At 48.4% G+C, this 14540-nt stretch carries 12 protein-coding genes and 1 tRNA gene; 10 read left to right on the top strand and 3 right to left on the bottom strand.

Annotated features, from left to right (window positions below):
- Positions 1 to 12 precede the first annotated feature (12 nt).
- The 3 genes from KOG47_RS03495 to KOG47_RS03505 form a co-directional block, all read right to left on the bottom strand.
- Positions 13 to 2778 carry a putative bifunctional diguanylate cyclase/phosphodiesterase gene (locus KOG47_RS03495; RefSeq protein ID WP_215243770.1) on the bottom strand — a complete coding sequence of 922 codons (2766 nt, stop codon included), beginning with the start codon at positions 2776 to 2778 and terminating at the stop codon, positions 13 to 15.
- A gap of 155 nt (positions 2779 to 2933) precedes the next feature.
- Positions 2934 to 3509 (bottom strand): ATP-dependent Clp endopeptidase proteolytic subunit ClpP, encoded by a 576-nt coding sequence (gene clpP / locus KOG47_RS03500; protein WP_012726916.1) that lies wholly within the window; start codon positions 3507 to 3509, stop codon positions 2934 to 2936.
- A 151-nt stretch (positions 3510 to 3660) separates the two neighbouring features.
- Positions 3661 to 3733 (bottom strand) — tRNA-Arg (locus KOG47_RS03505).
- 118 nt (positions 3734 to 3851) lie between these two features.
- Between KOG47_RS03505 and KOG47_RS03510 the strand changes: the two genes are divergently transcribed.
- The 10 genes from KOG47_RS03510 (at position 3852) to galU (ending at position 14532) form a co-directional block, all read left to right on the top strand.
- A complete protein-coding gene (locus KOG47_RS03510) occupies positions 3852 to 4997 on the top strand; it encodes an RNA polymerase factor sigma-54 (protein ID WP_215243771.1) in 1146 nt (381 codons plus the stop codon).
- A 5-nt stretch (positions 4998 to 5002) separates the two neighbouring features.
- Positions 5003 to 5260 carry a glutaredoxin family protein gene (locus KOG47_RS03515; protein WP_230872831.1) on the top strand — a complete coding sequence of 86 codons (258 nt, stop codon included), beginning with the start codon at positions 5003 to 5005 and terminating at the stop codon, positions 5258 to 5260.
- Between the two features lie 109 nt (positions 5261 to 5369).
- The gene (locus tag KOG47_RS03520; RefSeq protein WP_084543053.1) at positions 5370 to 6398 is read left to right on the top strand and encodes a sugar-binding transcriptional regulator; all 1029 of its coding nucleotides are present in this window, start codon (positions 5370 to 5372) and stop codon (positions 6396 to 6398) included.
- A 59-nt stretch (positions 6399 to 6457) separates the two neighbouring features.
- Positions 6458 to 7465: a type I glyceraldehyde-3-phosphate dehydrogenase gene (gene gap, locus KOG47_RS03525; protein WP_012726912.1), complete on the top strand. Its 1008-nt coding sequence runs from the start codon at positions 6458 to 6460 to the stop codon at positions 7463 to 7465.
- A 97-nt stretch (positions 7466 to 7562) separates the two neighbouring features.
- Positions 7563 to 8747, top strand: coding sequence for a phosphoglycerate kinase (locus KOG47_RS03530; protein ID WP_074036297.1), 1185 nt, complete (start codon positions 7563 to 7565; stop codon positions 8745 to 8747).
- A gap of 18 nt (positions 8748 to 8765) precedes the next feature.
- Positions 8766 to 9518: a triose-phosphate isomerase gene (tpiA, locus tag KOG47_RS03535; protein ID WP_078147302.1), complete on the top strand. Its 753-nt coding sequence runs from the start codon at positions 8766 to 8768 to the stop codon at positions 9516 to 9518.
- Complete coding sequence (gene gpmI / locus KOG47_RS03540) at positions 9519 to 11057, top strand: 2,3-bisphosphoglycerate-independent phosphoglycerate mutase (RefSeq protein WP_214690655.1); 1539 nt, start codon at positions 9519 to 9521, stop codon at positions 11055 to 11057.
- 36 nt (positions 11058 to 11093) lie between these two features.
- Entirely contained in the window at positions 11094 to 12386 is a 1293-nt protein-coding gene (gene eno / locus KOG47_RS03545) for a phosphopyruvate hydratase (RefSeq protein ID WP_012726908.1), read from the top strand.
- A 234-nt stretch (positions 12387 to 12620) separates the two neighbouring features.
- Complete coding sequence (locus KOG47_RS03550) at positions 12621 to 13418, top strand: phosphotransferase enzyme family protein (RefSeq protein ID WP_215243772.1); 798 nt, start codon at positions 12621 to 12623, stop codon at positions 13416 to 13418.
- Between the two features lie 232 nt (positions 13419 to 13650).
- Positions 13651 to 14532, top strand: a complete 882-nt coding sequence (gene galU, locus KOG47_RS03555; RefSeq protein ID WP_159562631.1) for a UTP--glucose-1-phosphate uridylyltransferase GalU — start codon at positions 13651 to 13653, stop codon at positions 14530 to 14532.
- The last annotated feature ends 8 nt before the right edge of the window (positions 14533 to 14540 follow it).

Consider the following 14540-nt stretch of genomic DNA (forward strand, 5'->3'; position numbering starts at 1 on the left):
ATGCGTTCTTTTTTAGAGGAAATGATGGAGATGTAACGTATTTTTAGCTTGCTCCGGAGTGAGATGGAAGGCGTGCTCAGTAGCGTCCTCTAGTAAACTCTGTTCAATTGGCTCTAATTCATATGTGTAAATCCCATCCTCGAAGTCGGGAGTTCCGATGATGTTGACAGGAATCGGTTGGTCCTGCGATTTCATCAGAATGGAGAACTGTAAAAAATCGTTCGGCGGTAAAAACAAGGTCGTATATAATTTGAACGACTTACGATCTTCCATTGACACTAGAGCAGGTGCTCGACCCAAATCGGACGTGAACGATTGGATGCGAGAAAAAATCATTTGAACGGGAATCAGCATCGTATGGCCCTCGAGTGAACTCACTTCCGTCGGAGGCAAATACGTTTGATCAAGGAGACGAATCATCTGCTCGCTCTCGACCGGTGGACTGAAGAGATAACCTTGGATCGTTTGGACACCATGGTCCCGCAACCAATTCAAATCACGGAAACATTCTACACCTTCGACGACGATATCCATGCCAAATTCTTTTGCGATATACATCAAGCTACGGACGATGGCTTGTGATTTCACATTTTGATGGATGCCGTGTGCGAAAATTCGGTCGATCTTCATGATTTGGATATTATAATCCTGTACGTACGCGAGTGAAGAATAACCGGTACCGAAGTCGTCAAATGACACGGTGATGCCGAATGCATTCAATGTCTCAAACACGGACTTCATTCGATCTCGGTTCTCCAATAGCGTCGATTCTGGAATTTCGATTTCTAAATAATGAGGTAGGATGTTGTGTCTCGTATAGGATTGTTGAAGTTGTTGCATGTAGTTATCTAGATAGAAATAGGAAGCCGGGATGTTTATTGAAATCGGGATGCATGTCGGTAGGTGATTCATAAATCGACAGACTTCCTCGATTAAAAAGTCCGTCAATTCCACAATCTGTTGGTTGTGCTCAATCAACGGAATAAATTCAGCAGGCGAGATAGGTCCCCAAGTTGGATGTGTCCAGCGCATCAGTGCCTCAGCGCCAACAATTTCACCGGTCCACGCATGGACTTTCGGTTGATAGACAACAAACAGCTCCCTATTTTTGATGGCGGTGCGTAAATCATTGATCAACGTATAGCGACGCAAGGATGGCAAGTCAACGCTCGATGAATAGAACGCCAGATTGGAATGTCCCTGTGTGTAAGCGTGATTTGTCACCTGAACGGTATGGGCAATCAGTTCGTTCGCTGTCATCCCGTCATGTGGGGAGCGACAGACACCGACGGAAACGTGTGGGAAGATTTCATACTCACTGATGCTGTAAGCGCGTTCGGACAAGGTGGTCAACTTTTCACCGAAACGCCGGACTCTCTCATCGGTCCAATAACTAGGAATCACGATGCAATATAAATCTTCATGAATGACAGCTAATAAGGCATCATCAGGAACGTAAGGTTGGAGCGTGCCGATCGTTACGGCATTCCATTCATCTGCTAATTCAAAGCCTAGTGTTTGTTTGACCTCCGCATAGTGGTTGAAGGAAATTCCAATCATCGTGACGGATTGCGCCTCTTCTAATAGTTCTTCGATATGTGTCTTTAACGTATCTCGATTGGCAATTCCCGTAATCGGGTCCACTGTCCGTAATGTGGTGATTTCTTGCTCCTGTTCTTGCAGTCGCGTAATATTTTTCAAATAGGAACGGTAACCGGTTACATTTTTATTCTGATCCCAGATAGGTTCACGCTTTTCTTCCACCCACTTCAATTCATCCTTTACATAAACACGATATATGTAAGTAGCGGATTCTCCTTGTAACGTCTCATGACGTGATGAGGTGAGTCGTTCCAAATCTTCTGGATGAAGAAACTGCTTCCAAAATTCGAGCGTGATATCAGAAGGCTCAATCTCAAATCCAATCATACGGAATAGGCCAGGAGAAACGTGTTGGAACGTATCGCTCTGAAAATCAAACTCCATCATCCCGGCTTCGATAAACTGATTGAATTTCTCAATCTTCTCATTGTCAGTTTGGTAGACCGATTGATCCATCACCGCGCATGTAAGTAGTTTTCGATCCATAGATAAATGGCTACGTACAACATAATGGTGGTATTGCGATTCTTCTAAATGAAAGATTCGAACAACAGACTCCCGCATCTCAATCTCAGGGTCGATCATCAACTCACCAAGAATCTTTAAATACACATTTAAATCATCTGGGTGGAGTAACTGTTTGAAGAGTAGCGGTGTATGTGTATCCGATGAAATAGTGCTAAGTCCGAACATATCTTTCAATGATCCAAATGTCTCGAAATAGTGAGTCTCTAAATTGAACTCAAAGAGGGCGAGACCGTGAATGTCGCCGAAGACTTGACGATAAGCATCAAAGCGCATGCGTTCTTGTGCGAGCTCATTTTCATATGTTCGCTCTATCACCGAGAACACCAAGGTAATCTCAGGGTGAACAGAAATAGGGACGGGCATCAATTGAAATAGACGATTCGACGGTTGAAGACGAACTTGAATCCCATCGTGTAACGAAGTTATGGATTCCGCAAAAGGGTCCAATTCGTTTGACAGTATTTCAACAAATTCTTCGATGGATTCTGAAAGCAACTTTTCGAACGAAGGGTTGACGAACCAAATTTCATCATCTTTAGTAAGAGCACATATGGCTTCAGGTGAATGCATCCAATATTCCGGTAATGAAGCATGATTATCCGAATCATCAAACGGAATAATTGAACTGAAATGTAATAATTTTTTCAAAATAAACCTCCCGATTTGGTCTAAATTATCTATATATTCCTATTTATTATAGGTCTCTTATTCAGAAAATAGGGTCAATATCTTTTTAACTTGCAGGTTTCAGAAGTCAATAAAAAAGACACACATCCAATTAGGATTGTGTGTCTTTCGGAAAATTAACGTGTCATGACTTTGTCGATGAGACCGTAGTCTTTCGCTTGGTCAGCTGCCATGAAGTAGTCACGCTCTGTATCGCGCTCGATGACTTCAAGTGGCTGTCCAGTGTTTTCTGCCATGATTTGGTTCAACTTCTCGCGCATCTTGATAATGCGTTCTGCGTGAATCTTGATGTCTGACGCTTGGCCTTGTGTGCCGCCGAGCGGTTGGTGAATCATGATTTCTGCGTTCGGTAATGCGAAGCGTTTTCCTTTTTCACCGGCTTGGAGCAAGAAGGCACCCATCGATGCAGCCATTCCGATACAAATCGTCGACACGTTCGGCTTGATGAAGTTCATCGTGTCATAGATCGCCATACCCGCTGTGATCGAACCACCTGGGCTGTTGATGTAGAGTGAGATGTCCTTTTCTGGGTCCTCAGCCGCAAGGAAGAGGAGCTGTGCGACGATTGAGTTCGCGACGTTGTCGTCAATCGCACTTCCGAGAAGGATGATGCGGTCTTTAAGCAAGCGTGAGTAGATGTCATACGCGCGCTCCCCACGGCCTGTCTGTTCGATAACTGTTGGAATTAACATTGAATCTGCCTCCTTTATGTAGGTTGTAATTTCATCATACCTGTATAGTCAATGATGGTCAAACGATAGTCATTGTTTTTCACCTATTCCACGATTTTCTTATCGTGAAACGAAAAAGAGGCCAGGCAATCTGCCTGACCTCTACATCTGATACACCCGGAGAGATTCGAACTCCCGACACCTGGCACCGGAAACCAGTGCTCTATCCCCTGAGCTACGGGTGCATATCTGTGACACGAATTTATTATACATTTGTTTTATTGAAAAAGCAATCCTGTTCACATAGCTTTTTTGAGCGCGACGGAAGCGGGTTCGATACAATAGAAAAGAGGGGGGAGAACGATGCAACGGCAGGAGCAAAAACAAATCCAGCAACAACAGATGACGCAAGACCTCGTGCAGCGGTTACCGGTCCTTGAGGCGGACCGTCTTGCGCTCGCATTCCGGCTTGCGCGTCTTGCACGACATAACACGAACATTCAAATCGGGAGCGGGAGCATCGATTGGATTGCAGATGCGGCGAGCTCGTTTGAGGAGAAGCTGTTCACACAGATTTATGAGGGTAGCGGCAGTGAGGATGAGAAAGCGTTGCGACGACAACTCGTCCTCTTGCTCGACCATCGGGGATTATTGCCGGATGCGAATGAGGTGTTGGCGACACGACTCGGTGTCGACGTCACTCGAATCGAACAGGCGAGGCAGGCGCTTTTATTTCTTGAACCGACGGGGATCGGGGCGAGAACAGAACGGGAGTGTCAATATCGACATGCGATCGAACATGAGGACCCTCGCATCGTCGATGTATTCGAAGCGATTGAGAGTGGGGTGAGTCCTCAACAGATGACGACTGCTCTTGCTATTTCAGAGGAGGAATTGGCAAGACTCGAACGAATCGTCGCGACACTTCCGAAACGTCCTCTATTATATGAAGAAACGGGTCACGTGTTTCCGGAAGTCGAGGTACGCTATGAAGAGGGGACACTCGTCACGACGTGGCTTAGTCCGGAACTCGACGAGACGCGTGTCGGGAATGACCGTGAGGCGAAATGGTGGATGACGTCCCTTTCGATGCGGAACGAAACGCTGCGTGAGATTTGGTCAATCATTGAAGCACGTCAGACCGAGTGGCTCAAAGGGGAACTTGTCCTTAATCCGTTGACCCGACGTACGGTCGCGCAGCTCATCGGAAAACATGAATCGACGGTCGGACGAGCCATCCAAGGGAAGTTCGCCAAGACCGAGAGTGGCATCATGGAATGGCGACACTTTTTTGTTCGGTCTACAAGTCGCGGGCATTCGCCATTTATGATTAAACGGGCACTCGCAGAACTGATTCAACGAGAGAAGGCACCACAAAGTGATCAGGCGCTTGCGAATGAATTGATTCGATACGGTTATCAAGTGACCCGGCGGACGGTGACTAACTATCGGGAAGAGCTTGGATTCGGTAATTCGCGCGAGCGCGAGCGACAGGTATGGAAGGGATGACGAAAATGAAACTTACTTTATATAAACGTGACAATTGCTCACTATGTGACGAGGCGGTCGTCATGCTCGAATGGTTACAGGAAGATTACCCGATTGAACTCGAACAGATCGACATCACCGGGGATGAGGTGCTCGAGGCAAAGTACCTCTTTGAAATCCCCGTTCTCATACATGAAGGTGTAGTCATCAGTCAAGGGCGATATGATGACAACAAAGTTGAAGATTTTGTTAAGTATACGCTTACATCGAAAAAAAACGTTTGAAGGGGTTGCCAGACGGAAAAGTGATTGATAAGATGAACTCGTAGCGGTGGGACGCAAATAAAAAAGTGGGACAAAAGTTGTCCACACTGAAAGTCGAGGGGGTATGAGCATGATCCAGCAACTGATTCACGTTCAGAAGCAAATTGTCCCTGACCTGCTCGATACGCTCCGACATCGTTACGATATCTTACATTATGTCCGCTTGATGCAGCCGATTGGCCGCAGGACACTCGCAACGAGCTTGGGACTGACCGAACGGGTACTCAGACGAGAAGTCGACTTTTTGAAAGATCAAGGTCTTCTTTACGTCGCTACTCAAGGAATTTCCCTCAGTGAGACGGGACGAAACGTCTTACGAGACTTGCACGAGATCATGGGTGAACTTCTTGGGATCTCAGAAGTGGCAAGAGAGCTCGAAGAGAAATTAGGGGTTCGCCAAGTCGTCATCGTACCGGGTGACTCGGATGAGACATTCTGGGTCCAACGCGATATCGGACGGGCGGCGGTCACGCAACTAAAAGCGCGGCTCGCACCGGATGATAATGTGATTGCGGTAACGGGAGGAACGACGATGGCATCGGTCGCGGCGATGATGTCGCCCGATAAAAAAGAACGCCCGATGCATTTCGTGCCCGCACGCGGAGGTCTCGGCGAAACGCTTGAACTTCAGGCGAACACCGTCTGTTCACGCATGGCGGACCGGGCCCACGCAGACTATCATCTTCTACATATTCCGGATGAAGTATCACAAGAAACGTTCGACCGGATGGTGGAGGAACCTAGCATTAAAAATGTGTTGGAAATGATTAGAGCGGCGCGAATTGTGGTACATGGAATTGGTGAGGCAGAAACGATGGCAAAGCGCCGTCACGCATCACCGGAGCATTTGCGGATGATTGAACGGCATGACGCCGTCGCCGAGGCATTCGGATATTATTTCAATGCTGAAGGTGAGATCGTCCATCGCGTCAAGACGGTTGGAATCCAACTCGAAGAGCTGGATGACATGGATGCCGTCATCGCGGTTGCCGGAGGAAAATCGAAGGCACAGGCAATCGCCGCTTATGCGAAACACACGTCGAACATCATCCTCGTCACAGACGAAGGTGCGGCGAAAGAATTATTAACTTGTTATTAAAGAGTTGACCCCCCGTTGGCTCTTCAATAAATAGCTTCTACCCTAAGGAGGAAATTAACATGGCAGTAAAAGTTGGTATTAACGGATTTGGACGTATCGGTCGTTTGGCATTCCGCGAGATCATCAAAAACGAAGGAATCGAAGTTGTTGCAATCAACGACTTGACAGACACGAAGATGCTTGCGCACCTTCTCAAGTATGACACGACTCAAGGTCGTTTCGACGGAGAAGTTGAAGTACACGACGATCACTTCCTCGTAAACGGAGAGAAAGTTATCACGCTTGCTAACCGTAACCCTGAAGAACTTCCATGGGGAGACCTCGGTGTAGACATCGTTCTCGAATGTACTGGATTCTTCACTTCAAAAGAAAAAGCTGAGCTTCACTTGAAAGCTGGCGCGAAGAAAGTTGTTATCTCGGCTCCTGCTACAGGTGACATGAAAACTGTTGTTTACAACACAAACCACGACATCCTCGATGGTACTGAAACAGTTATCTCAGGTGCTTCTTGTACAACAAACTGCTTGGCGCCAATGGCTAAAGTACTTCAAGACCAGTTCGGAATCGTTGAAGGTCTCATGACGACAATCCACGCTTACACTGGCGACCAAAACACGCTTGACGCTCCACACCCGAAAGGTGACTTCCGTCGTGCGCGTGCAGCTGCAGCGAACATCGTTCCTAACACAACAGGTGCTGCGAAAGCAATCGGTCTCGTAATCCCTGAACTTCAAGGAAAACTTGACGGTGCTGCACAACGTGTACCAGTTGCTACAGGTTCACTCACTGAGCTCGTAACTGTACTTGACAAGCAAGTATCTGTTGACGAAGTAAACGCAGCAATGAAAGCAGCAGCGAACGAGTCATTCGGTTACACTGAAGACGAAATCGTTTCTTCTGACATCGTTGGAATCACATACGGTTCACTCTTCGACGCGACTCAAACGAAAGTCATGACAGTTGGCGACAAGCAACTCGTTAAAACAGTTTCTTGGTACGACAACGAAATGTCTTACACTGCACAATTGGTTCGCACAGTTAAGCACTTCGCTAACATCGCGAAGTAATTTCGTGAACTAAATAGAATCAAATAGGAGCGGAAACAAGAGATTGTTCTCCGCTCTATTTATGAAATGACACGCACGACATATGGAGGCGAAAGTTATGAACAAACAGTCTATTCGTGACATCGATGTAAAAGGGAAACGCGTCTTTTGCCGCGTTGACTTCAACGTTCCACTCAAAGATGGCGTCATCCAAGACGAAACTCGGATCCAAGCCGCACTTCCAACGATCAAGCACTTGCTTGACGGTGGTGCGAAACTCGTCCTTGCGAGCCACCTCGGCCGTCCAAAAGGCGAGAAGAACCCTGAGTTCTCACTTGCTCCAGTAGCGAAGCGTCTCGCTGAACTCCTCGGAAAAGATGTACCGCTCGTCGAAGAAGCATACGGTCCGGTCGCAGAAGAAGCGGTCGCTAACCTCTCTGAAGGCGATGTCGTCGTTTTAGAGAACGTTCGTTTCTACCCAGGTGAAACGAAAAACGACCCTGAACTTGCAAAAGGATTCGCAGCACTTGCTGACGTATACGTCAACGACGCGTTCGGCGCGGCTCACCGTGCACACGCTTCAACTGAAGGGATTGCGCACCACGTGGACACAGCCGTTGCTGGTCTCTTGATGGAAAAAGAACTTGAAGTTCTCGGTAAAGCTCTTTCAAACCCAGACCGTCCGTTCACGGCGATTATCGGCGGGTCGAAAGTAGCGGATAAGATTGGGGTCATCGACCACCTTCTTGACATCGTTGACACACTCATCATCGGTGGCGGACTCTCGTACACGTTCTCGAAAGCACTCGGGCACGAAGTCGGAACGTCACTCCTTGAAGAGGATAAGCTTGACCTCGCTCGTCAATTCATGAAGAAAGCAGAAGACAAAGGCGTGAAATTCTTGATGCCTGTCGACTGCGTCATCACAAAAGAATTCGGCGAAGAAACGTATGTCGGCCCAGTCGATATCGACTCGATCCCAGCGGATCACATGGGTCTCGATATCGGACCGAAGACAGTCGAACTTTACGCGGACGCGATTCGCGAATCGAAACTTGTCGTATGGAACGGACCGATGGGCGTATTCGAACTCGATAAATACGCAAACGGAACGAAAGGTGTCGCTCAAGCGCTTGCAGACAGCGATGCATACTCAATCATCGGTGGTGGTGACTCAGCAGCTGCGGCAGCCAAGTTTGGTCTTGCTGACAAGATGAGTCACATCTCAACTGGTGGCGGCGCGTCACTCGAATTCATGGAAGGCAAAAAACTTCCAGGTGTCGAGGCGTTGAACGACAAGTAATTTAGAGGAGGGTTATCGATGCGTAAACCGATTATTGCAGGTAACTGGAAAATGAACAAAACACTCTCGGAAGCTGTTGCTTTCGTTGAGGAAGTGAAAAACAACATCCCATCTACTGACAAAGTAGATGCAGCGATTGGTGCTCCAGCACTTTTCCTCGCACCAATGGTAGAAGCAGCTAAAGGGTCAAACTTGAAGCTCGGTGCACAAAACATGTACGACAAAGATAGCGGTGCCTACACTGGCGAAATCAGCCCAGTGATGGTCGCTGACCTCGGCGTGACTTACGTCATCCTCGGTCACTCAGAACGTCGCGAGTACTTCGGTGAGTCGGATGCGTTCATCAACAGCAAAACGAAAAAAGCGTTCGAACACGGTCTTACGCCAATCGTTTGTGTCGGTGAAACACTCGAGGAGCGCGAAGGCGACAAGTTCGAAGAAGTCATCAAAACACAAGTCGAAGGCGGTCTCGCTGACCTTTCTGCTGACCAAGTCAAACAACTCGTCATTGCGTATGAGCCAGTTTGGGCAATCGGTACAGGGAAATCAGCGGACGAAGCAGACGCACAAAGCTCTTGTAAATATGTTCGCGACGTGGTGAAAGGTCTTTACGGTGAAGACGTAGCGGCTGCAGTACGCATCCAGTACGGTGGATCTGTAAAACCAGAGAACATCAAAGAGTATATGGCACAGGAAGATATCGACGGCGCACTCGTCGGCGGTGCTTCACTTGAAGCCGCTTCGTTCCTCAAATTGTTGGAGGCGATTTAAATGGCTAGACCAGTCGCACTCATCATTTTAGATGGTTTCGGGATGCGTGACGAATCGTTCGGAAACGCAGTCATGGCTGCGAACAAACCGAACTTCGATCGCTACTGGGAGCAGTATCCACATACGCTCTTAAACGCAAAAGGCGAGTACGTCGGTCTTCCGGAAGGACAGATGGGGAACTCAGAAGTCGGTCACTTGAACATCGGTGCCGGCCGAGTCGTCTATCAGTCACTCTCACGCGTGAACAACGCAATCAAAGACCGTTCGTTATTCGACCGTCAGGCGATGAACCATTTGGCAGGTCATGTGAAGAAACATGATTCGAGCCTCCATATCATGGGTCTCGTATCAGATGGCGGGATTCACTCGCACATCAATCACATGTTTGCCATCGTTGAGTTCGCAAAACTCCACGGCATCGAAAAAGTGTACATTCACGCGTTCACGGACGGTCGTGACTGTGATCCGAAATCAGGAGCTGGTTTCCTCAAGGAAACAGAAGAAAAGCTTGCTGAACTCGGTGTCGGTCAAGTCGCTAGCGTGTCTGGTCGCTACTATGCCATGGACCGCGACAACCGTTGGGAGCGCGTCGAGAAAGTATACGACGTCCTCGTAAACGGTAAAGGCGAAGTTGGCACGGATCCAGTCGAAGTTCTCCAGAAGTCTTACGAGAACGATTTGACGGATGAGTTTGTGTTACCAACTGTCATCGAAAAAGATGGCAAGCCGGTCGCGACAATCCAGGACAACGATGCCATCATGTTCTTCAACTTCCGACCGGACCGGGCGATCCAACTCGCAAAAGTGTTCAAAGAGAAAACAGGCTTCAAAGGCTTCGAACTCTCAAGCAAACATCCAGAGAACATCTTGCTCGTCTCGATGACAAAGTTCTCGGATGAGGTCGACACGGATATCGTCTTCCCACCGGAAGATTTGAAAAACACACTCGGGGAAACACTCTCTGCGCAAGGATACAAACAACTCCGTGCCGCAGAAACAGAGAAATACCCACACGTCACGTTCTTCTTGAACGGACAAAAAGAACAACCATTTGAAGGTGAGGATCGTCTCCTTGTCCCTTCACCGAAAGTCGCGACGTACGACTTGCAACCAGAAATGAGCGCATATGAGCTCACGGACGGTTTGCTCGAGCGTATCGAGTCAGATGAGTATGATGCATACATCATCAACTTCGCAAACCCGGATATGGTTGGTCACTCAGGGAAGCTTGAGCCGACGAAGAAAGCGATCGAAGCGGTCGACGAATGCCTCGGTAAAGTAGTGGACGCATTACTTGCTAAAGGTGGAGCGGCCATCATCACAGCGGACCACGGGAACGCGGACATCGTCACGAACCCGGATGGCTCGCCGATGACGGCGCACACGACGGAACCTGTTCCATGTATCGTCACAAAAGAGGGAGTCGAACTGAAACCAGTTCTCGAAGGCGCGCTTTGCGACCTCGCCCCAACGCTTCTTCACCTTCTCGGTGGAGAGCAACCAGCTGAAATGACTGGTTCGTCAATCGTTACAAAATAATACAACTATTTTTCAAACGAAAAGGAGCGATTTTTCATGTCAATGATTACAGAAATTTACGCACGCGAGATTTTAGATTCACGCGGTAACCCATCAGTAGAAGTAGAAGTCTTCACAGAAGACGGCGGTTTCGGCCGTGCCCTCGTCCCATCAGGCGCATCAACAGGTGAGCACGAAGCAGTTGAGCTTCGCGATGGCGACAAGTCACGTTACCTCGGTAAAGGTGTCTTGAAAGCAGTTGCGAACGTGAACGACACGATCGCACCAGAACTTATCGGCTACGATGTATTCGACCAAAACGCAATCGATGCGAAAATGATCGAACTCGACGGTACGCCAAACAAAGCGAAACTTGGTGCTAACGCAATCCTCGGTGTGTCAATGGCAGCAGCTCACGCAGCAGCAGATGAGCTCGGTCTCCCACTTTACACATACCTCGGTGGATTCAACGCGAAGACACTTCCAACACCAATGATGAACATCATCAACGGTGGTTCGCACGCGGACAACAACGTGGACTTCCAAGAGTTCATGATCATGCCTGTCGGCGCGCCAACATTCCGTGAAGCGCTCCGCATGGGTGCTGAAGTATTCCACGCCCTCAAATCAGTTCTTTCTGGTATGGGTCTTAACACAGCTGTCGGTGACGAAGGTGGTTTCGCACCAAACTTGAAGTCTAACGAAGAAGCGATCACAGTTATCCTTGAAGCGATCGAAAAAGCTGGTTACAAACCAGGTGAAGACGTCTACCTCGCAATGGACGTTGCATCTTCTGAGTTCTACGATAAATCAACTGGTAAATACGAACTCGCTGGCGAAGGCAAGTCACTCACAACTGCTGAGCTTGTAGACTTCTACGCTGAGCTCGTTGACAAGTACCCAATCCTCTCAATCGAAGATGGTTGTGACGAAAACGACTGGGATGGCCACAAGCTTCTCACAGATAAAATCGGACACAAAGTTCAACTCGTTGGGGATGACCTCTTCGTAACGAACACATCTAAACTTGCTGAAGGTATCGAAAAAGGAATCGCAAACTCGATCCTCATCAAAGTTAACCAAATCGGTACGCTCACAGAAACATTTGACGCGATCGAAATGGCTAAAAAAGCTGGTTACACAGCAGTTGTCTCACACCGTTCTGGTGAAACAGAAGACGCGACAATCGCAGACATCGCTGTTGCGACAAACGCTGGACAAATCAAAACTGGTTCACTTTCACGTACAGACCGTATCGCGAAATACAACCAACTTCTCCGCATCGAAGACATGCTCGGCGATGTAGCGAAATACGACGGTATCAAGTCGTTCTACAACCTCAAAAAATAATTGATTGTTTCAGGCTCGCCAATCGGCGGGCCTGTTTTTTTGTGTGTGGAATATCCGTTTAATCAACGGTGGAAAAGCTGATTGGTCGTCTATCCGTCTTTGCGGCACCGATGCTTTCCTGCAAGAGTCACGGTACCGCTTTGACGGACGCGAACGCTCTGTGTCGAACTTCTTAGTCATTGAGACCTCGTGTTGTATACTGAACGTGACTGATAAAAAGTAGGGGGAGATTGGATGGACCAATCGAATGAACAAGAAAAAAGGTTGAGTGGCGGGAACGTATCCATCGTTCATCGAAAAGGGAACTACGTCTATCGTTCGCAAAAAGTGGGGAGTGAACGCATCCATTGCTATTTAAAGCATTTGGAGGCGAAGCAACTGTCTGGCGTGCCACGCTTTGTCGGTATCGATGAAACAAGAAGAGAGGTGCTCACTTATATCGAGGGGGAGACGGCAGACTATCCTCTTAAATCCTATATGTGGGCTGATGAGGCGATTCAAGACGTCGCGCGCTTGATGAGACGACTGCATGATGCGTCAATCGATTTTGAATGGACATCCGAATGGGAGCCAATCGATCACACACCACAACCGTTAGAGGTCATCTGTCATAACGACTTCGCTGTCTACAATACAATTTTCCATGAAGGAAAAGTGGCAGGAATCATCGACTTTGATTTGGCTGCGCCAGGTCCGAGAGCTTGGGATATCGTCTATGCCCTTTATACGTTCGTTCCGCTCAGTCGTCGCCATCAAGCTGAAACAGGGGAAGTCATCTATTATGATGCCGATCGAGACGATGCGATCTATAAAGAGCGTGTATCGTTGTTTCTCGAAGCCTATGGTTGGGAGCAAGCGGAGGTCGACTTGTTCGATATGTTACAACGACGGATTGAAGCGCTCTGTCTCTTGATGAAACGAAAAGCTGCGGAAGGAGACGTCGCCTTCCAAAAGATGATTGACGAAGGACATTACAATCATTACCAAGAGGAACTTCGATTTATTCGAACGCATGGACAGAAGTGGTTCTGAAACAATCTGAAGCGGGAATATAGAAAATGAAGCATGAATGGGGAGGCGATTTTCGTGATGATGCTCGGATTTCTTTTCTTGGTATTGCTCATTGGATTCGGCATTTGGTACTATCTCAAATCGCACCGGAATGACGATTGGTCATGACAACATTGTCATGACCTCTCTTTTGTGTCAGTTTGCACAAAATTTGGGTATACTCTCTACATAACGAGTAAAGGAGCCCATGCTTATGACACGAGTACGTAAAGCCATCATCCCAGCCGCCGGTCTCGGCACCCGCTTCCTTCCTGCCACGAAAGCCATGCCAAAAGAAATGTTGCCGATTGTCAACAAGCCGACGATCCAGTTCATCGTCGAGGAAGCCGTCGCTTCAGGCATCGAGGACATCATCATCGTCACGGGGAAGAACAAACGGGCGATTGAAGACCATTTCGACCGTGCGCTCGAACTGGAACAGAACCTCGAATCGAAAGGGAAGACGCGCTTGCTCGAATCGGTCCGACATTCCTCGAATTTGGCGAACATTCACTACATACGCCAACAGGAGCCAAAAGGTCTCGGTCATGCGATTTGGTGCGCCCGGAAGTTTATCGGAGACGAGCCATTCGCCGTCTTGCTCGGGGACGATATTATCGAATCCGATGTGCCGGCAACGAAGCAGTTGATCGACCAATATGAGGCCCACGATCGTTCGATCATCGGGGTGCAGCGTGTCCCGTATGAAATGACGAACCGATATGGTATAATTGACCCGCTTGCCGTCGAAGGGAAGCTCATCCCGGTGCGGACGTTCGTGGAGAAACCGCCCATTGATGAGGCCCCGTCGAACTTCGCCATCCTCGGTCGCTACATCTTGAAACCGGACGTCTTTGAGGCGTTGTCGGGACAAGAGGCGGGAGCCGGGGGCGAGATTCAATTGACGGATGCGATCGCACGCTTGAATGAGGCGCAGACGGTCTTCGCCTACGAATTTGACGGTCGACGTTACGACGTCGGAGAGCCGATTGGGTTCGTCGAGACGACGATTTGCCACGCGCTCAGCGATCCTGATTTAAAAGATGACGTCCATGCCCTATTGAAACGGCTTGTGGACGAACTTGATCAACAGTAAGGTGTGTT

This window comes from Exiguobacterium sp. s121 (genome assembly GCF_018617245.1).
In the GTDB taxonomy this organism is placed as follows: Bacteria; Bacillota; Bacilli; order Exiguobacteriales; family Exiguobacteriaceae; genus Exiguobacterium; species Exiguobacterium profundum.

Bases quoted from the DNA above. Each gene is read 5' to 3' on its own strand.
- clpP (WP_012726916.1), bottom strand. From the start codon at position 3,509: ATGTTAATTCCAACAGTTATCGAACAGACAGGCCGTGGGGAGCGCGCG.
- KOG47_RS03510 (WP_215243771.1), top strand. From the start codon at position 3,852: ATGCAACGGCAGGAGCAAAAACAAATCCAGCAACAACAGATGACGCAA.
- KOG47_RS03515 (WP_230872831.1), top strand. From the start codon at position 5,003: ATGAAACTTACTTTATATAAACGTGACAATTGCTCACTATGTGACGAG.
- KOG47_RS03520 (WP_084543053.1), top strand. From the start codon at position 5,370: ATGATCCAGCAACTGATTCACGTTCAGAAGCAAATTGTCCCTGACCTG.
- gap (WP_012726912.1), top strand. From the start codon at position 6,458: ATGGCAGTAAAAGTTGGTATTAACGGATTTGGACGTATCGGTCGTTTG.
- KOG47_RS03530 (WP_074036297.1), top strand. From the start codon at position 7,563: ATGAACAAACAGTCTATTCGTGACATCGATGTAAAAGGGAAACGCGTC.
- tpiA (WP_078147302.1), top strand. From the start codon at position 8,766: ATGCGTAAACCGATTATTGCAGGTAACTGGAAAATGAACAAAACACTC.
- gpmI (WP_214690655.1), top strand. From the start codon at position 9,519: ATGGCTAGACCAGTCGCACTCATCATTTTAGATGGTTTCGGGATGCGT.
- eno (WP_012726908.1), top strand. From the start codon at position 11,094: ATGTCAATGATTACAGAAATTTACGCACGCGAGATTTTAGATTCACGC.
- KOG47_RS03550 (WP_215243772.1), top strand. From the start codon at position 12,621: ATGGACCAATCGAATGAACAAGAAAAAAGGTTGAGTGGCGGGAACGTA.
- galU (WP_159562631.1), top strand. From the start codon at position 13,651: ATGACACGAGTACGTAAAGCCATCATCCCAGCCGCCGGTCTCGGCACC.